Annotated in this window: 19 protein-coding genes, 1 pseudogene and 1 riboswitch; of the genes and pseudogenes, 12 read left to right on the forward strand and 8 right to left on the reverse strand. The window is 45.4% G+C overall.

The features are described 5' to 3' along the window. Positions 1-24 precede the first annotated feature (24 nt). A riboswitch (SAM riboswitch) is annotated at positions 25-133 on the forward strand. Positions 134-260: 127 nt separating this feature from the next. The 8 genes from AC1WMD_RS15085 to AC1WMD_RS15120 all read left to right on the forward strand — a co-directional run bounded on the left by AC1WMD_RS15085 (position 261) and on the right by AC1WMD_RS15120 (position 6,707). Further along, a complete protein-coding gene (locus tag AC1WMD_RS15085; RefSeq protein WP_043903530.1) occupies positions 261-968 on the forward strand; it encodes a phosphoadenylyl-sulfate reductase in 708 nt (235 codons plus the stop codon). 167 nt (positions 969-1,135) lie between these two features. Further along, positions 1,136-2,296: a sulfate adenylyltransferase gene (gene sat / locus AC1WMD_RS15090; RefSeq protein WP_043903529.1), complete on the forward strand. Its 1,161-nt coding sequence runs from the start codon at positions 1,136-1,138 to the stop codon at positions 2,294-2,296. A 13-nt stretch (positions 2,297-2,309) separates the two neighbouring features. Continuing rightward, complete coding sequence (gene cysC / locus AC1WMD_RS15095) at positions 2,310-2,915, forward strand: adenylyl-sulfate kinase (protein ID WP_043903528.1); 606 nt, start codon at positions 2,310-2,312, stop codon at positions 2,913-2,915. Continuing rightward, positions 2,916-4,541 carry a nitrite/sulfite reductase gene (locus tag AC1WMD_RS15100; protein ID WP_494257835.1) on the forward strand — a complete coding sequence of 542 codons (1,626 nt, stop codon included), beginning with the start codon at positions 2,916-2,918 and terminating at the stop codon, positions 4,539-4,541. 13 nt (positions 4,542-4,554) lie between these two features. Then, a complete protein-coding gene (locus tag AC1WMD_RS15105; protein WP_043903526.1) occupies positions 4,555-4,773 on the forward strand; it encodes a DUF3906 family protein in 219 nt (72 codons plus the stop codon). Positions 4,774-4,803: 30 nt separating this feature from the next. Beyond that, the gene (cobA, locus tag AC1WMD_RS15110) at positions 4,804-5,574 is read left to right on the forward strand and encodes a uroporphyrinogen-III C-methyltransferase (RefSeq protein ID WP_043903525.1); all 771 of its coding nucleotides are present in this window, start codon (positions 4,804-4,806) and stop codon (positions 5,572-5,574) included. A gap of 11 nt (positions 5,575-5,585) precedes the next feature. Beyond that, positions 5,586-6,332, forward strand: a complete 747-nt coding sequence (locus AC1WMD_RS15115; protein WP_043903524.1) for a sirohydrochlorin chelatase — start codon at positions 5,586-5,588, stop codon at positions 6,330-6,332. 102 nt (positions 6,333-6,434) lie between these two features. Continuing rightward, positions 6,435-6,707, forward strand: a complete 273-nt coding sequence (locus tag AC1WMD_RS15120) for an acylphosphatase (protein ID WP_494257836.1) — start codon at positions 6,435-6,437, stop codon at positions 6,705-6,707. A gap of 33 nt (positions 6,708-6,740) precedes the next feature. On the opposite strand, the gene AC1WMD_RS15125 is transcribed toward AC1WMD_RS15120, so the two are convergent. After that, positions 6,741-7,511: an arginase family protein gene (locus tag AC1WMD_RS15125; RefSeq protein ID WP_043903522.1), complete on the reverse strand. Its 771-nt coding sequence runs from the start codon at positions 7,509-7,511 to the stop codon at positions 6,741-6,743. 164 nt (positions 7,512-7,675) lie between these two features. On the opposite strand from AC1WMD_RS15125, the gene AC1WMD_RS15130 reads away from it, so the two are divergent. Continuing rightward, complete coding sequence (locus AC1WMD_RS15130) at positions 7,676-8,020, forward strand: YojF family protein (protein ID WP_043903521.1); 345 nt, start codon at positions 7,676-7,678, stop codon at positions 8,018-8,020. 21 nt (positions 8,021-8,041) lie between these two features. Next, positions 8,042-8,698 (forward strand): bacillithiol biosynthesis deacetylase BshB2, encoded by a 657-nt coding sequence (gene bshB2 / locus AC1WMD_RS15135; protein WP_494257837.1) that lies wholly within the window; start codon positions 8,042-8,044, stop codon positions 8,696-8,698. 52 nt (positions 8,699-8,750) lie between these two features. Here the strand turns inward: bshB2 and AC1WMD_RS15140 are convergent, their stop codons facing one another. From AC1WMD_RS15140 to AC1WMD_RS15160, 5 genes and pseudogenes are all read right to left on the reverse strand, one after another. Then, positions 8,751-9,545: a PhzF family protein gene (locus tag AC1WMD_RS15140; RefSeq protein WP_043903519.1), complete on the reverse strand. Its 795-nt coding sequence runs from the start codon at positions 9,543-9,545 to the stop codon at positions 8,751-8,753. 17 nt (positions 9,546-9,562) lie between these two features. Next, on the reverse strand, positions 9,563-10,186 hold the full coding sequence (locus AC1WMD_RS15145) for an NAD(P)-binding protein (protein WP_494257838.1): 624 nt from the start codon (positions 10,184-10,186) through the stop codon (positions 9,563-9,565). A gap of 61 nt (positions 10,187-10,247) precedes the next feature. Further along, complete coding sequence (locus tag AC1WMD_RS15150) at positions 10,248-10,850, reverse strand: hypothetical protein (protein ID WP_494257839.1); 603 nt, start codon at positions 10,848-10,850, stop codon at positions 10,248-10,250. 239 nt (positions 10,851-11,089) lie between these two features. Beyond that, positions 11,090-11,461: a DnaJ family domain-containing protein gene (locus AC1WMD_RS15155; protein ID WP_494257870.1), complete on the reverse strand. Its 372-nt coding sequence runs from the start codon at positions 11,459-11,461 to the stop codon at positions 11,090-11,092. After that, positions 11,461-11,711, reverse strand: a pseudogene (locus AC1WMD_RS15160) (hypothetical protein); the annotation flags it as partial. The gene AC1WMD_RS15155 and the pseudogene AC1WMD_RS15160, both read right to left, overlap by 1 nt. A 461-nt stretch (positions 11,712-12,172) precedes the next feature. On the opposite strand from AC1WMD_RS15160, the gene AC1WMD_RS15165 reads away from it, so the two are divergent. Together AC1WMD_RS15165 and mreBH are read left to right on the forward strand one after the other, a co-directional pair. Beyond that, on the forward strand, positions 12,173-12,625 hold the full coding sequence (locus AC1WMD_RS15165) for a C40 family peptidase (RefSeq protein WP_494257840.1): 453 nt from the start codon (positions 12,173-12,175) through the stop codon (positions 12,623-12,625). Between the two features lie 389 nt (positions 12,626-13,014). After that, on the forward strand, positions 13,015-14,022 hold the full coding sequence (gene mreBH / locus AC1WMD_RS15170) for a rod-share determining protein MreBH (protein WP_043903514.1): 1,008 nt from the start codon (positions 13,015-13,017) through the stop codon (positions 14,020-14,022). Positions 14,023-14,106: 84 nt separating this feature from the next. Here mreBH and AC1WMD_RS15175 read toward each other — a convergent pair whose 3' ends face one another. Both AC1WMD_RS15175 and glcD read right to left on the reverse strand, forming a co-directional pair. Next, positions 14,107-15,471 carry a (Fe-S)-binding protein gene (locus AC1WMD_RS15175; RefSeq protein WP_494257842.1) on the reverse strand — a complete coding sequence of 455 codons (1,365 nt, stop codon included), beginning with the start codon at positions 15,469-15,471 and terminating at the stop codon, positions 14,107-14,109. Then, a complete protein-coding gene (gene glcD, locus AC1WMD_RS15180) occupies positions 15,468-16,880 on the reverse strand; it encodes a glycolate oxidase subunit GlcD (protein ID WP_494257871.1) in 1,413 nt (470 codons plus the stop codon). Before glcD ends, AC1WMD_RS15175 begins: the two co-directional genes overlap by 4 nt. Positions 16,881-17,006: the final 126 nt, after the last annotated feature.

Genomic DNA, 17,006 nt, shown 5'->3' on the forward strand with positions numbered 1-17,006 from the left:
TTAAAATTTTAATCAATTATATAGAACTTATCAAGAGTGAGGGAGGGACTGGCCCAATGAACTCCGGCAACCTGCTTGGCCGAAAGCAAGGTGCTAATTCCAGCAAAATGGGTACCATTTTGGAAGATAAGGCGCTATTAGTGACCGGTTCGCTCTTCCAAAATGGGAGAGCGTTTTTTAATAAGCGTTCGTTCTCGTTCTATTCCTAATATAACCAATTAATCCACTTTATTTTCTTTGAATTCAAAGGAGGGAGAAACATGCTTACTTATCAAACGTGGGAAACGGAAGAAAAACCTGTATTCCCTCACGATAATGAAACAAAAGGGGCGCTTGATGTTCTCGCCTGGGCATACCGTCAATATGAGGACGATATTGTGTACGCCTGTAGCTTCGGCATTGAAGGAATCGTGTTAATCGATTTAATTTCGCAAATAAAGCCAGATGCAGAAATCGTATTTCTCGATACCGGGCTTCATTTTCGTGAAACATACGAAACAATCGAAAAGGTAAAAGAAAAATATCCTTCCCTCCGCATTGTGATGAAACAGCCGAGCATATCCTTAGACGAACAGGCAAAACAATTCGGGGACGAATTATGGAAACACCATCCAAATAAATGCTGTGAATTGCGGAAGGTGATTCCACTGCGCGAAGTATTGACCGGGGTAACCGCTTGGATTTCTGGCCTGCGCCGCGAACAATCGCCGACACGCAGCCATGTCCAATACATCAATAAAGATGACAAATTCCAATCGATCAAAATCTGCCCGCTCATTCATTGGACATGGAAAGACGTATGGAACTATGTATATAAATACGAGCTTCCGTACAATGTGCTTCATGATCAAGGTTATCCAAGCATCGGCTGCGCGCCATGCACAGCCCCTGCACTCGATCCAAACGACTTGCGTTCCGGCCGCTGGGTCGGGCACGGAAAAACGGAATGCGGGCTTCATATCTCATAGGGAGAGTATACAATCATCGCCATTTTCAGCGTTTGTCTCGCTACCCTTGGCATTATTAGCCTAAAGAAAACCATCGACGAAGAACGGCGATCCTTGCATGAAAGCGGCGGTGGCATTTAACCAATGATAAAACCTATTTTTCCGATAAAAATTAAGGAGGTATCAACATGAGCTTAAGCATTCCTCATGGAGGCACTTTAGTGAATCGCTGGAATCCTGACTATCCAGTAGACACCGTCACAAAAACGATAGAGTTGTCTAAGGCGGAATTAAGCGATTTAGAGCTAATCGGAACGGGAGCTTACAGCCCGCTTACCGGCTTTCTGACCAAAAACGATTATGATTCCGTTGTCGAAACAATGCGGCTTGTCGATGGCACCGTATGGAGCATTCCAATTACCCTTGCTGTAACCGAAGAAAAGGCAAAAGAGCTTTCTGTCGGCGAAACGGCCAAACTCGTTTACAACGGGGAAGCATATGGCATCATTGACATTCAAGAAATCTATCAACCTGATAAAACAAAAGAAGCACTTCTCGTTTACAAAACAGAGGAACTCAAACATCCAGGCGTACGAAAACTATTTGAAAAGCCAAATGTATATGTAGGCGGACCGATTACATTAGTGAAACGCACTGATAAAGGGCGCTTCGCTCCATTCTACTTCGATCCGGTCGAAACACGCCAACGCTTTGTCGAGCTTGGCTGGAACACGGTGGTTGGCTTTCAAACGCGAAATCCTGTCCACCGCGCCCATGAATACATTCAAAAATGCGCGCTCGAAATTGTCGACGGCCTCTTTTTAAACCCGCTTGTCGGCGAAACGAAAGCGGATGATATTCCAGCCGACATCCGCATGGAAAGCTATCAAGTATTACTAGAAAACTATTATCCGAAAGACCGCGTGTTTTTAGGAGTGTTCCAAGCCGCGATGCGCTACGCCGGACCGCGGGAAGCAATTTTCCATGCGATGGTTCGCAAAAACTTCGGCTGCACCCACTTCATTGTCGGCCGCGACCATGCCGGCGTTGGCAATTACTATGGCACATATGACGCGCAAAAAATCTTTTTAAATTTCACACCGGAAGAACTGGGCATTACGCCGCTGTTTTTCGAACATAGCTTTTATTGCACGAAATGCGAAGGAATGGCGTCGACGAAAACATGCCCGCATGATCCGAAATACCATGTTGTATTATCCGGCACAAAAGTACGAGAAATGCTGCGCAACGGTCAAGTGCCGCCAAGCACGTTCAGCCGTCCGGAAGTCGTAGCGGTATTGATTAAAGGATTGCAGCAGCGCGAGGCTGTCACCCCATCTACACGTTAAAGGAGGAGAAAGATTGAGCACGAACATCGTTTGGCATCAAACGGCGATTACAAAAGAAGACCGGCGCAAGCGCAACGGGCATCACAGCGCGATCTTATGGTTTACCGGGCTTTCCGGCTCCGGTAAATCGACGATCGCCAATGCCGTGTCAAAAAAGTTATTTGACCTTGGCATTCAAAACTATGTATTAGACGGCGATAACATCCGCCATGGGCTTAATAAGGATCTCGGCTTTTCCGCCGCAGACCGTACAGAAAATATTCGCCGCATCGGCGAAGTGGCAAAGCTGTTTGTCGACAGCGGCCAATTCGTCTTAACCGCATTTATCTCTCCTTTTGCCCAAGATCGTGAGCTTGTCCGCCATTTAGTAGAAAAAGACGAGTTTATCGAAATTTATGTGAAATGCCCATTAGAAGAGTGTGAAAGACGTGATCCAAAAGGATTGTATAAAAAAGCAAGAAACGGAGAAATTCGCGAGTTTACCGGCATCGATTCTCCGTATGAAGCTCCTGTTTCTCCGGAAGTAACGATTGAAACACATCGTTACACGATCGATGAATGCGTCCATCAAGTGCTTGCTTACTTGCGCGCGCGAAATTTTATCAAGGGGGAATTTTAAATGGCATACGAAAAAGTATGGGCAAATAACCCGAATTTAAACAAAGTGGAATTAAAAAAGCTTAAAAAAGATGGACTAAAAATTTTTGAAGATATTCCTTATTACGCAAAGCACGGATTCTCTTCTATTCCGCAAGAAGAATGGGATCTTTTCAAATGGGCAGGGCTTTACCTGCAGCGTCCAAAAGAAGACGGCTATTTTATGATGCGCGTTTGCATTCCTTCTGGGATTTTAAATAACGAGCAGCTCGAAACGTTAGCAGGCATCGCTCGTGATTACGGACGCGGCTTGTTTGACATTACAACCCGTCAAGCTGTCCAGTTCCACTGGCTGCAAATCGAACAAATTCCTGATATTTTTGACCGTTTAAAACGAGTTGGATTATCTACCGCCGGCGCCTGCGGCGATATCACTCGCAACATCGTTGGCAATCCGCTCGCCGGCATTGACCCGGACGAACTGTTTGACACAAGAGACATCGTTCGCGAAGTATATGAGTTTTTCCAACATAACGAAGACTTCTCCAACTTGCCACGCAAATATAAAATGTCAATCAGCGCCAACGTCTACAACACGGTTAACGCGGAAATCCATTGCTTATCCTTTACTCCGGCGAAAAAAGTGATCGACGGCAAAGAAGTGCTCGGATTCCATGTGAAAGTCGGCGGCGGTTTATCATCTGCACCGCACCTTGCCCAAACGTTAGATGTATTCGTGACGCCAGATCGCGTGAAAGACGTCGCGGTCGCCATTACAACGATTTTCCGCGATTACGGCTATCGCGAAAAACGCCATCGCGCCCGTCTCAAATTCCTTGTCGCTGACTGGGGCGTCGATAAATTTAAAGAAAAATTAATTGAGCTTACGGGTCCTCTCCCATCGAAAGGAGAAGACGTACAAAAAGGCTGGAACCCTGGCTACTTCTACGGCGTCCATCGCCAAAAACAAGAAGGATTAAATTTCATCGGCTTTAATGTGCCAGTAGGTCGCTTGAGCGCGGATGAAGTATTCGAAATCGCGAGAATCGCTCGCCAATACGGCAACGGCGAAGTCCGCACATGCAATTCGCAAAACTTAATTATTCCAAATATTCCAGATAAATACGTCGATGCGGTGTTACAAGAAAAAGTGTTTGAACGGATTTCTATCCGTCCGAAAACATTCACCGGCTATTCTGTTTCTTGTACCGGCACTGAATTTTGCAATTTGGCTCTTGTCGAGACGAAAGAACGGATGCGGCGCGTCGCTGCATATTTAGACGAACGTTTGGAACTGGACGTTCCAGTACGGATTCATATGGTTGGCTGTCCTAACTCATGCGGACAACGGCAAATTGGAGATATCGGCCTGCAAGGCATCAAAACAAAAACAAAAGACAGAGGCATGATTGAAGCGTTTGAAATTTACGTCGGCGGCACGTTGCTTAACGGCGGCAAATACAATCAAAAATTAAAAGGAAAAGTAGATGCGGAACGAATTTCCGAAGTGCTTTTACAGCTATTAACCTATTTCAAGGAAACAAAATTGCCGAGCGAAACGTTCTTAGCTTACTTAGATCGCGTCGGAATAGAAGCGCTACAAACAGAACTAGACCGCATTTTAGCGCAAGTCAGCACGGTAGCATAAAAGGTGACAAGCCATGTTTCTGTACCGATTTGAAGTAACAACGAAAAGCGAGATCATCTATGTCGTCATCGCCGCCACCGATGATGAACAAGCATTTCGCCTTGTTGAAGTAGAATTAGAAAAACATTTTTTAAAAGTTCCTGATTATATGGATATCTCTCTACATGAAAAAAAACCGATTCGTCGCGGCGGCGGGTTCGTTGTCTATAGCGAACCCCACCATTCTTCCTAAAAAAGCAAACGAGAAAGGGCTGAAATAAAGATGGGAAAAGTATACCTTGTCGGCGCGGGTCCCGGCGACCCTGAACTCATTACCGTCAAAGGACTGAAATGCATCCAGCAAGCCGATGTCATTTTATACGACCGCCTCATTAATGAGGAGCTGCTGTCCTATGCGAAAAAGGATGCAGAGCTCATCTTTTGCGGCAAGTTGCCGGGCTATCATACGATGCAACAAGAAACGATTAATCATTTCCTCGTTCGGCACGCCAAAAAAGGAAAGACGGTCGTCCGTTTAAAAGGCGGTGATCCGTTTGTGTTCGGCCGCGGCGGTGAAGAAGCGGAAGCACTTGTCAAGCATGGCATCGAGTTTGAAATCGTTCCTGGCATTACTTCGGGAATCGCCGCCGCTGCTTACGCCGGCATTCCGGTCACCCATCGCGATTTCAGCTCTAGCGTCGCCTTCATCACCGGCCATAAGCGGAAAGGAAGCGAAGAAGAAATCAAATGGGAAAACCTTGCCAAAGGCATTGATACGCTTGCCATTTACATGGGTATTAGCAATCTCCCGTATATTTGCAACCAGCTGATGAAATATGGAAAATCTCCTTCCACTCCTGTGGCCGTTATTCAATGGGGAACCACTGTAGACCAGCGGACGGTAACGGCTACTTTAGCGACGATTGCCAATGTCGTCGCAAAAGAAAAAATCGAAAATCCAAGCATGATCATTATTGGGGATGTCGTGAAACTGCGGGCAAACCTTCAATGGTTTGAACAACTGCTGCAAAAACAACAGACGGTCGCCTTATGACGTGGTGGAGTATGCAAGCGATATTGTACGTCTGTCACGGCAGCCGCGTCGCAAAAGCTCGCGCGGAAGCGAGTGCCTTTGTAGAACGGTGCAAGGCAAACATCGACGTCCCCATTCAGGAACTTTGCTTTGTTGAACTTGCCGAACCAGATATCATCACCGGAATTAATATTTGCGTGCAAAAAGGAGCAACCCGCATCGTTGTTCTCCCACTCCTGCTATTATCGGCTGGACACGCTAAACACGATATCCCGGAAGCAATCCGCCAAGCGAAACAGCGTCATCCCCATGTGGAAATCGTATATGGGAAGCCGTTCGGCGTCCATGAAACGATGATTGACGTCGTTATCGACCGAATCTATGAACAAGGAGTACCGTTAGACGGCAAATCAATGATTCTCCTCATTGGAAGAGGTAGCAGCGATCCGGATACAAAGCGCGATATCACCGCGATCGCAAAGCTGCTGCAAGCAAAAACAAACGTCCCGCTTGTAGATGTCTGCTTTTTAGCCGCCATCCGGCCAGCATTGGAAGACGGCTTATATGAAGCAAGCCGTTCTTCCTACAAGAAAATTTTCGTCGTTCCTTATTTATTATTTACTGGCGTATTAATGAAAACGATTGAACGAAAACTGCGCTCTTTTCAGCCGCCACATCAGCAATGGATTTTATGCAACTATTTAGGATACCATCCTTTTTTGCAACAGCTGGTCAAAGAAAACATCGAAACACTATTGCACGCCGCGAAGGGAGCCTAATCTTCACCTAGGCCCCTTTTTCTTCTCCCCGGCTACGTATACAAAATCCCTTGTCTATTGTATGATGGGAATAGAAAAACAGCTGGCAAGGAGAGAGAATAGATGAAGCGGTTTCATCTCATCGTTCACGGACGTGTTCAAGGCGTCGGATTCCGTTATTTTACTCAGTATGAGGCGCTAAAGCGGCAGCTCACCGGCTGGGTCAGAAATAACGACGATGGCACAGTGGAAATGGAAGTGCAAGGAAATGAAGAAGCGATTCAGCTATTTATAGACACGATCCGTGAAGGAACCATGTTTGCCAAAGTAACAAAGATGTCAGTGCAGGAAGTAGCGGTAAATCCAAAAGAAAAACAATTTCGCATTATGTATTAAAGGGCTGCCAATAAAGACAGCCCCTTTTTCCTATTACGCCGGAAGCGGGTGCGTAGATGCATAGTGAAAACACGTTTCGATAATCAAGCGGTTAGCATGCTCATTTTTTCGATTGGCTTCCCGGCAAACCGGGTTGAATACATCAATGGAAGCTTGCGGATATTCACCGCATACATCCACACCGATAACCTTTTTATAGAGTAGTAGATGACGCAGACAATCAAGCAAAAACGATAGCGGCATCGTCCCTTGATCCCAGTTTGTTACCGCATCATCGCGACGAAGCGCATCTTTATCGATGCTAATATAGACACTATGTGTAGAAATAACGGAAAAAAGCATACTTGGAGAAATATTGTAACGATCGAGCGAGAAGACAGTAATATTAGGAGATAGACGAAGATGTTGTTGTGAAGGTTTTGGACCAATCATAATCACCTTTTTTAAATAAGGGTGATTCAGCGCATACGATACCCATGAGCCGCAGGAAATAACGGGATCATCTCCAGTTCCAACATCTGTATGATGGTCAAATAAAACGAGAGTAAACGGCTCTTTTATTTCTTGAATAAGCAAATAAGAAACATAATGATAGTTTCCGTTTCCGATGAATACCGCTCCTTTTTGTTTACGAAGACGTATACGTCTCTCAATCTCGTGCAAAGATTCGGGCTCGCAATACAAGTTTGTATGTGCTAAATCGGTAAAATCGATCCATTCATGCGGAAAGCGAAACAGTTGCTTTTGAGAAGCATACGTATAATCAAAGTTTAAAAACGTTACACCATTGCCTTGAAAACTCACCAATACCACCTCTTTTTTATATTGGTGCATATTTCTCTATTGATGAGTCTTGGATGTGTGTTCTTTTTTATTATAATAAAAAATTTTGTAGAACGAAATATTTCCGCTCTTTCGCTTGTTTCATGTAAAATAGTAAAAAATGAATGACTAGGGAGGAGATTTGCTTGCAGCCCATTGACGTTCGCGAAGTACAAGCAGCCATCAGCTTTTTCGCCAATCAAGACGTATACATACATTTAGAAACAACGAACGGTGCGTACGCTTCTCATCACAATGAAGGTTTCTTTTCCGCTGGCGCCTATATTCGCAACGGTCTTATTCGTTTCAGCCGCGGGAAAATCGTCGGAAACGGACCGTACCGTGTTGGCTTAAAACTTGACTTCGGCTGGGTGTATGCGGAAGGATTAACCCATTGGGAAATAACCGAAAAAGGCCAGCTGCTATTAGCCGGCCATGATTACGAAGGAAGATTAGCGGTTGCCCTGCAGCTAAGCCAAGAGCCGTTTTAACGCATGAGGGAGGGATGAATCATGAAAGAAAAACACGTACTCGTCGTATTTCCTCACCCTGACGATGAAGCGTTTGGGGTGTCGGGGACGTTGGCACAGCACGTCGAAAACGGGACACCCGTCACCTATGCCTGCTTAACGCTTGGCGAAATGGGGCGAAACATGGGGGTGCCGCCGTTTGCGAACCGTGAAACACTGCCGCTGATCCGCAAAAAAGAATTGGAAGAAGCATGTAAAGTGATTGGCATTCATGACTTGCGACTGCTCGGTTACCGCGATAAAACGGTGGAATTTGAAGATGAAGAATTGCTCGCTGACCACATCGGCGAAATTATCGCCGAAACAAACCCATCGCTCGTCATTACGTTTTACCCTGGCTACAGCGTCCATCCGGATCATGACGCATGCGGCGCTGCCGTCATTCGCGCTCTCAAGCGCCTGCCAAAAGACAAGCGTCCGACCGTTCACTGCGTCGCGTTCGCGAAAAACTGTGAGCAAGACTTGGGCAAGCCAGATGTCATTCGCGATGTCAGTTCGGTCATCGACAAAAAACTTGCTGCCATCCAAGCGCACCGCTCACAAACGGAAGGATTGATGAAAGCGGCGAAAAAACGCGGCGGCGACGTGTTAGAATGGCTGAAGACCGAACGGTTTTGGACGTATAAATGGGATGATTGAAACAATGAGCAACTTTCTCCATAGCGGGAAAGTTGCTTGTTCCATACTTCTATCAGTCTATTAATTCACCTTTCCATACGGTTACTGCTTGTCCAGACAGTCCTACTCTATCATTATTTACTTCTACTTTGACTACTCCTCCTCTTTTCGACGCCTGATAAGCGATAAGCAATGATTTTCCTAATTTCGTCTCCCAGTAAGGACCCAAGCAGCAATGCGCCGAACCGGTGACTGGATCCTCCGAAACGCCAATCGCAGGGAAAAAGCAGCGGGAAAGAAAATCAAATTCCTCCGTTGAGGACCGGCTTGTGACAATAACCCCGCGCGTTTTGACTTGCCGCAATAAGGTGAAGTTCGGCTGCAATTCACGCAGTTGTTGTTCTGACTTTATTTCAATGAGGTAGTCAAACCGATTTCTTCCCACAAATAGCGGTTCCACTCCAAGCGCTTCGATTAGTTCATCCGGATAAGCAGCAAGCGGTTTCGGCGGCTCACTTGGAAAATCCATCTGTATCCACTCACCATCTTTGCGAGCTGTCAAAATGCCGCTTTTCGTATAAAACGAAATCATCTCATCGGGATGGACCTTCCCGAGTTCCCACAATATATGTGCACTTGCTAATGTCGCATGACCGCATAAATCCACTTCTGCATTCGGAGTAAACCAACGCAGCAAATATCCATTTTTATACGGGGACAGAAACGCCGTCTCTGATAAATTCATTTCCGCCGCTACCTTTTGCATCCATTCTTCTGGCATTGAAGCAGAAAGAAGACAAACAGCAGCTGGGTTTCCGCTGAACCGCTCATTCGTAAACGCATCTACGACATAAATTGGTATTGTCATCCCACTCTTCCTTTCACCTAATTTCCTCTTTCCATAGCATTCTCCAGCAGTTGTTCAAACTCCTCCTCCCAATTCCCCCTCTTTCGAAATGATTCATCAGCAATTGCTTTAAATAACTCTTTCCTTTTTCGTTCATCGTGCACATTTCGTAAAATCCATTGCCGGCATTGGTAAAGAAAATCGATATACCGTCCGTAGTCATCATCGTACAGTTCCTCGAGCTGGCGGCGAATTTGCTGGGCGACGGTCGGGCTTGCGCCGCCTGTCGAAATCGCAATCGTCAATCTGCCGCGCCTTACGACCGCAGGAACATGAAAATTAGACCGTTCCGGGTCATCGGCAATGTTGATAAGCTGATAAGGCTTCGCCGCCTTCGCCACCGCTTCGTTCACGTCTCGATCGTTCGTTGCGGCAACGACAACCCATGCTTCTTCCAAATCGTCAGGAGAAAACGTTTTTTGACGCCAAATCAGTTTTTTATCTGCTACTAACTGTTCAATCCCCGTTGTAATCGTGGGAGCTACGACCGTAATTTTTGCCTTTGCTTCCAGCAAGCCGTGAATTTTCCGTTCCGCCACCTTCCCTCCGCCGACGACGACAACGCTTTGATTTGCGACATTCAGCATAATTGGATATCCCATAGCATTTTCCCCTTTACAAAAAACGGCCGTGTAGAAACCCACGGCCTTTTTCTTCATTATATTATCTTTGCATCGCTTCTTGAATCCATTTTGCCAACCGTTTATTTTCTTGTTCCATATGCTCGAGCCATTGCGGCAATAACATGGTCATTGCCTTTTTATCGTTTTCTTTCATCGCTTTATACGTTTTTTCATGAAGCTCGCGTAGTTTTTGCTTTTCTTCTTTGGACATCCACTTTTTCCGTTTATGTAATTGCTTCAACTCTTGCTTAAATTGTTCTTTCGTTATTTCTTTGTTGGCCAAGCGGTCAATCAATCGATCGAGCGCTTGCTCTCGCTTTTTCTTCATCTCTTTGCATTTTGCTTTCAATGCTTTTTTCACTTGTTCATCTTGCAGTTTTGCCCGTAATTGTTTGCGCTCATTCAGAACTTTTTTCCATTCATCGGCTTGGTCTGGCGTATATTGTTTAACTATTTCCATCCATTTTTGTTCATCGAGCTCTCCGTGCTTGAACATATGTCCGGCAAATGAATGTTCCATAGCATGGTTAGCTTCGACAATACTCCCTTGTTGCGATGAGCTGGAATCACGATTAGCTGCCAGCGCTCCTGCTGGAATGGTCAGCATCAAAACAGTTAGGAAAGCAATCCATGTTTTTTTCATCTGACTCACACTCTCCTTTTTTCGTTTGTTATTGCTCATACCATTTTGGTATTAGCCGTTGAAAAGTTCCATCTGCTAATACGACGACAAATTTTTGTTCATCGGAAACGCACCACTTCTTTTGCTCCCATCAGAGCAGGAATGTCATTCACCAACTCCACCCCTATTTTTCCCAAAATTCCATATTCCTTTCATATAAAAAAGAGCTTGCTGCTTTTCACAGCAAGCTCCTCCATTGATTATCGGAATTTCTCATCAATTCGCCGCTGGTAGTCGCGCAATGCTTGGGAATTTGTTTTATTGCGCTTTTTCATGAGCGCATTCCAGCGCAACAATTTCTCATTTAGCTTCTTCTTCAATTTCTCTTTTTCCTCTTCATCTTCACAGCAGCGCAGCAAATCTTCCAACGTCATCAACTCTTTTTTTAACTCGACTTCCTCATGGACATAACCAGCGTTTTTTAACATCAAATAACCGATTCGCAAGTCTTCGGGAATATGGGATAAATCCTCCAGTTCAAGCGGTTTTCCAAAGCCAGGAAGATTGTCAAATTCTCCGTTTTTCATCGCTTCGCGAATTTTATCTTCCGCTATTCTCCAAAAAATGTCCATCATTTCATCTCCTGTATATGCAATTCGTTCCGGTGCTGACTGCGCAGAAAGATGAGAAACGCTTCATACGGCCGCGGCGGTACAAAATAATGCCCTTGCGCTTCATCGCAACGTTTATCTCATGAACCTCTCCCACCTACACTCCGTTAAGAGATGGGAGACTTCTCGGTGGACATGTTAACTAGGCCGCTTCCGTTTCCGTCTCTATCCCTTCGGCGAGCACCTTTACACTAATATTATGCCCTAGACGATAATCTCCAGCAAAATTTTGAATATTTCAAACGCTAATTCTCGTTTATATTTTTCCAATGATTTCTGTTCTAATGGACATATATCGCCAGCAAATACATCCCTTCACAGACACGAGAAAACTTATCCATAAAATATATTCGATTTCTTTCGACATAAATCATCTATTGATTCGACTTCTTGATGAACATTATAGAAAAGATTATTTTGGCCATTCTTCCCCACCTCATTCCTATTCTTTCGACAAAGCGTATGTACATTTATTTGAATGAATTATATGGTAAAATTCTTTTCTTTTACTAATACCAAAACATTATACGAGAAATTAGGACTAGCCTATATATTTGTAATTTTGCTGTAACATTATTTAATTCAACTGTAAAAAAAAAGAGGGCTTTCCTTTGCTATACTAGAGTCAGATTAAGTCGAATCGGAAAATTTGTTGTCGGGGGTTTAGGGAAAATGAAAAAATTTATCGCATTAGTTTCACTATCGGTTTTAGTTCTTTTTTCCTCTTTATTTGTAAACACTTCCAACACCGAAGCTGCAGGGAATACAAACTTGCTGATTGCTGAAGCGAAAAAACTGATTGGCACTCCATATCGATATGGCGGCACTACACCAAAAGGGTTTGATTGTTCCGGGTTTGTATATTATACACATAAAAAAGTTGGAATAACTTTGCCTCGTTCTTCTAAACTGATGTATCAAAAAGGGAAAGCGGTACATAAATCAGGATTAAAGGCTGGCGACTTAGTATTCTTTAATACCTCCAAAGGCAAAAGTGGCGTTTCCCATGTAGCAATCTACATAGGAAATAACCAAATTATTCACGCTGTATCAAAAGGAGTAAAAATTGATAATCTAAATAACTCTTATTGGAAATCAAAATATGTCGGAGCAAAACGGTTATAAGGAAACGAAAACTCTCTGGCATGTTAAGCAAGTGCGCTTAATGTGTAGAGAGTTTTTATGTTACAAAAAAGTTGCCCTCCCGATATAGGAGGGCTTCTATATATTCATAGGGGATCGGGGGAATACTTGGAAAACTTTACGCTACTATTCATTTCCCCTTTTTTCTTATTTTATACATGGAAAAAAATTTTTTTTCTTCTATCCGTTGGGAATTTTCCTCTTAGCCATATATTACCTGCCGACATATTTTTCTCTTTTTCGCATTTTATCGTCATAAAAGAAACAATGAGATCGAAAGTTATATATGTATGAATGGAACTGCTTATCTAGCTCAAACTGCTCTTTACGCTTTCGGTAAATCCATTCTTGTATAAAGGCAGGTGTTAGGCATGTTTGCTTCTTCGGAAATTGGGATTGATTTAGGAACGATGAATATACTGCTATATAGTAAAAATAAAGGCATTATTTTTAACGAACCGGCAGTGATTGCCTATGATATTCAAACGAATGAAGTGCTGGCGATTGGCAACGAGGCAAAAGTGATGATCGGTAAAACCCCAAATCATGTCGAAACGACTTATCCATTAAAAAATGGGGTGATTGCTGATTTTGACAAAGCGGCAACGATGCTTAAACAAGTGTTGAAGCTTGCCAGCAAACGCATCGGTTTTTCGGTCAAAAAGCCAAATGTCGTCATCAGCGTCCCATTTCACGCTACTTCCGTAGAACGCCGTTCTTTTTATGAAATCGCCAAGCATTGTGGTGCGAAACAAGTACACTTAATTGAAGAACCGGTTGCCGCGGCGATTGGCGCTGACTTGCCGGTCGATGAGCCGGTGGCCAATGTCGTCGTCAATCTAGGCGCTGGCAAGACGGAAGCGGCAATTATTTCGTTTGGCGGAGTCGTTGCCTGCCAGTCGCTTCGTGTCGGCGGTAATCAGCTAGATGATGATATTATTCAATATGTAAGGCAACATTATAACTTATTAATCGGCGAGCAGACAGCGGAACAAATTAAAATAGAAATTGGCCATGCTCCTGGCATCCATGAAGAACGAACCATGGTTATTCATGGTCGCGACTTGGTGACCGGTTTTTTAAAAGCGGTGACGTTGAGTTCTACAGAAGTGCAAAAAGCCATCGAAGAATCTCTTTCCGAAATTCTTGGCGCCATCCATACGGTACTGGAAGAGTGCCCGGCAGAACTAAGCGGCGATATTATTGACCACGGCATTGTGTTAACCGGCGGCGTCGCCCTTCTTCACGGAATCGAGCATTGGCTCAGTTCCGTGCTGCACGTTCCGGTTTACACTGCTCCTAATCCGGTTGAAGCGGTAGCGATCGGTACCGGAAAGGCCCTCCAGGCCGTACCAAAGATGATCAGCGCGACTCCATAAACACTTTGATGGAGAAACCCCGCATACTGATGTAACGCGGGGTTTTCACTTTAGACAAGGCTTGTCCACTCTTTCCTTCTGCGATTATGACGTTTTACGAATGGGTTCTTCCTGTTCAGACGCCTGAATTCCTTTGGCCGCTTCGAGAAGAAAATCAACAATATGGACGGCGCGAACGCGATCGGCAAGTCCCGTCCGCTCAATGCCAAGCTGCATTTGCAAAAGACAGCCAGGGTTGGCCGTCACAATCGTGGTCGCCTTTGTCTGTTTCGCCATTTCCATTTTGTAATCGAGAATCTGCATCGACATTTCCGGCTCGACGATATTATAAATGCCCGCCGACCCGCAACAGCGATCCGCATCTTTCATCTCGCGAAATTCCACCCCTTCAATCGCGCGGAGCAGCTTTCTTGGCGCTGCAGAAGTTTTCATGACGTTGCGCAAATGGCAGGAATCTTGATACGTCACGATTTGCGGTTGGACTTTCAGCCGTTTTTGCTGAAAATCCAATTCAACGAGCACTTCGGAAATATCTTTTATTTTCGCCACAAAAGCTTTCGCCCGTTCTCTCCACTCCGCCTCGTCTTTCAGCAAATGGTCGTATTCCATTAAGAAAGCACCACAGCCACCAGCATTGGTCACAATATAATCGACTTCTAACCGTTCAAACGCTTCAATGTTTCGTTTTGCCAGCTCTTTTGCTTTTTGCTTTTCCCCGCCATGCCCATGCAGTGCGCCGCAGCATGTTTGCGCCGGCGGGATGATCACTTCACATCCGGCTAACTGCAATAAGCGCATCGTCGCGTCATTCGTTGACATAAACATCGTGTCCATTAAGCAGCCCGCGAAAAAGGCAACACGCCGTTTGATTGTCCCTTCCGGTGTAAGATGATGCGGTCGCTCTTTCATCTCTTTTAGCGTCGGCACATGCGGCAGCACTTTTTCCATTTGCCTTAGCGAAGAAGGCAAGATGTTTAACAGGCCTGTTTTCCGCACGAACGACTGCAGACCGGAACGCTGGTAAAAACCGATCAGCCCCGTCACCATCCGCATCCGCTCCGGATGTGGAAACAGCTCATCAAATACAAACTTGCGAACAACGCGGACTGGAAAAGATTGTTTTTTATGCTGCTGAATAATGTCGCGCGCTTCCTCAAGCAAATGTCCGTAACGGACTCCGGAAGGACAGACCGGCTCACATGCCCGGCAGCCTAAACACATATTTAACGAGCGCTCGACATCTTCATCCGGCTCAATCAGTCCGTCGACGACCGCTTTCATGAGAGCGATGCGTCCTCTTGGGGAGTGGGATTCCTGAAACCCCGACTCAATGTACGTCGGACATGTCGGCAGGCAAAACCCGCAGCGCATACAGTTCATCAGCTCGTCTTCATCCATCCGCTCCTGAAACTGCTTCTGGATGATCGTCCGTTCTTTTTCCGTCATCATCGTGTCACCACCACCCGTTTTCTTGTGCTTTTTGCGAATACTTTGCCCGGGTTCATAATATTATTTGGATCGAGCGCCTGCTTAATGGCCTTCATCGCGGCAATGCCCGCTTCGCCAAGCTTCCATTCTAAATACGGCGCTTTCATCGCTCCGACTCCATGCTCGCCGGTAATCGTTCCGCCAAGTTCGATCGCTTTCGCGAAAATTTCCTCAAACGCTTTTTCGACCCTCTCCATCTCATCACGGTCACGCGCATCTGTCGGACATGTCGGATGCAAATTGCCGTCTCCGGCATGGCCAAAAGTACATATTTTCACATTGTATTTTTCCGCGATTTCATTAATCGCTTTTACCATGTTCGCAATCTCGGAACGCGGCACAGTCGCATCTTCCAAAATGGTGGTCGGTTTGAGGCGGGCGAGCGCAGACAGGGCTGTGCGTCGTGCCGTGCGCAGTGCCTCAGCCTCTTCTTCGGAGCGGGCGAGCTGTACAGAAACGGCTTGTTCATTTTTGCAAATTTCCGCCATTTTTTTTATATCGCGCTCCACCACTTCCTTCGGCCCGTCCTGTTCAATTAACAGGACCGCTTTAACATCGGTTGGCAGGCCGATTTGCGCGTATGCTTCTACTACTTCCAATGTCGGTTGATCGAGAAATTCAAGGGTAGTTGGAATAATTTTGTTGGCGATAATTTTCGAAACCGAGCGGGCCGCCGCCTCAAGATCTTCATATAGCGCAAGCATCGTTTTCTTCGTTTCCGGCATTGGAATCAGCTTCAATGTTGCTTCCGTAATAACACCAAGCGTCCCTTCCGAACCGACGAACAGACGGGTTAAATCATATCCAGCTACGTCTTTGGCCAATTTACCGCCAGTGCGAATGATGTCTCCGTTGGCGAGCACCACTTCAAGCCCCATTACATAATCGCGGGTAACCCCGTATTTTAGCCCGCGTAGGCCTCCTGAATTTTCATTAATGTTTCCGCCAATCGTCGAAATTTTCATCGAACTCGGATCCGGCGGGTAAAATAAGCCCTTCGCCTCGACCGCATGGATTAAATCGAGCGTAATCACTCCAGGCTGGACGGTAACTGTTAAATTTTCTTCGTCAATCTCTAAAATTTTGTTCATATGCTTGAACACAAGAACAATTCCGCCTTCGACCGGACACGTGCCCGCGCAAAGGTTCGTCCCCGACCCGCGCGGAACAATTGGAATGCGGTGCTCATTGCAAATTTTCACAATTTGCGAAACTTCCTCCGTATTTCTTGGTGCAATCACCGCATCAGGCAGCGATTGAAATTGCGGGGTGGCATCATAGGAATATACGAGTCTCCCTGCTTTGGAATCATCGTAATTTTCCGCCCCAACAATGCGGATCAATTGCTGTTTTACCTCGTTGGAAATCAAGTTTCTCACCCTTTCATCTACCTTTTTCCTTTTCCGCTTCGCAACATGTCGATTTCATCATGGGTACGGAAAAAGGACAGCGCCTAGCGCACTCTTCATGTTGTCCGCTAAGCACCGTCCCTCCCC

This window comes from Parageobacillus sp. NEAU-HV-2 (assembly GCF_059115485.1).

What these genes read in the sequence shown, in the direction of transcription:
- AC1WMD_RS15085 (WP_043903530.1), top strand. Translation starts at nt 261, where the DNA reads ATGCTTACTTATCAAACGTGGGAAACGGAAGAAAAACCTGTATTCCCT.
- sat (WP_043903529.1), top strand. Translation starts at nt 1,136, where the DNA reads ATGAGCTTAAGCATTCCTCATGGAGGCACTTTAGTGAATCGCTGGAAT.
- AC1WMD_RS15100 (WP_494257835.1), top strand. Translation starts at nt 2,916, where the DNA reads ATGGCATACGAAAAAGTATGGGCAAATAACCCGAATTTAAACAAAGTG.
- AC1WMD_RS15105 (WP_043903526.1), top strand. Translation starts at nt 4,555, where the DNA reads ATGTTTCTGTACCGATTTGAAGTAACAACGAAAAGCGAGATCATCTAT.
- cobA (WP_043903525.1), top strand. Translation starts at nt 4,804, where the DNA reads ATGGGAAAAGTATACCTTGTCGGCGCGGGTCCCGGCGACCCTGAACTC.
- AC1WMD_RS15115 (WP_043903524.1), top strand. Translation starts at nt 5,586, where the DNA reads ATGCAAGCGATATTGTACGTCTGTCACGGCAGCCGCGTCGCAAAAGCT.
- AC1WMD_RS15120 (WP_494257836.1), top strand. Translation starts at nt 6,435, where the DNA reads ATGAAGCGGTTTCATCTCATCGTTCACGGACGTGTTCAAGGCGTCGGA.
- bshB2 (WP_494257837.1), top strand. Translation starts at nt 8,042, where the DNA reads ATGAAAGAAAAACACGTACTCGTCGTATTTCCTCACCCTGACGATGAA.
- AC1WMD_RS15140 (WP_043903519.1), bottom strand. Translation starts at nt 9,545, where the DNA reads ATGACAATACCAATTTATGTCGTAGATGCGTTTACGAATGAGCGGTTC.
- AC1WMD_RS15145 (WP_494257838.1), bottom strand. Translation starts at nt 10,186, where the DNA reads ATGGGATATCCAATTATGCTGAATGTCGCAAATCAAAGCGTTGTCGTC.
- AC1WMD_RS15150 (WP_494257839.1), bottom strand. Translation starts at nt 10,850, where the DNA reads ATGAAAAAAACATGGATTGCTTTCCTAACTGTTTTGATGCTGACCATT.
- AC1WMD_RS15155 (WP_494257870.1), bottom strand. Translation starts at nt 11,461, where the DNA reads ATGGACATTTTTTGGAGAATAGCGGAAGATAAAATTCGCGAAGCGATG.
- AC1WMD_RS15165 (WP_494257840.1), top strand. Translation starts at nt 12,173, where the DNA reads ATGAAAAAATTTATCGCATTAGTTTCACTATCGGTTTTAGTTCTTTTT.
- mreBH (WP_043903514.1), top strand. Translation starts at nt 13,015, where the DNA reads ATGTTTGCTTCTTCGGAAATTGGGATTGATTTAGGAACGATGAATATA.
- AC1WMD_RS15175 (WP_494257842.1), bottom strand. Translation starts at nt 15,471, where the DNA reads ATGATGACGGAAAAAGAACGGACGATCATCCAGAAGCAGTTTCAGGAG.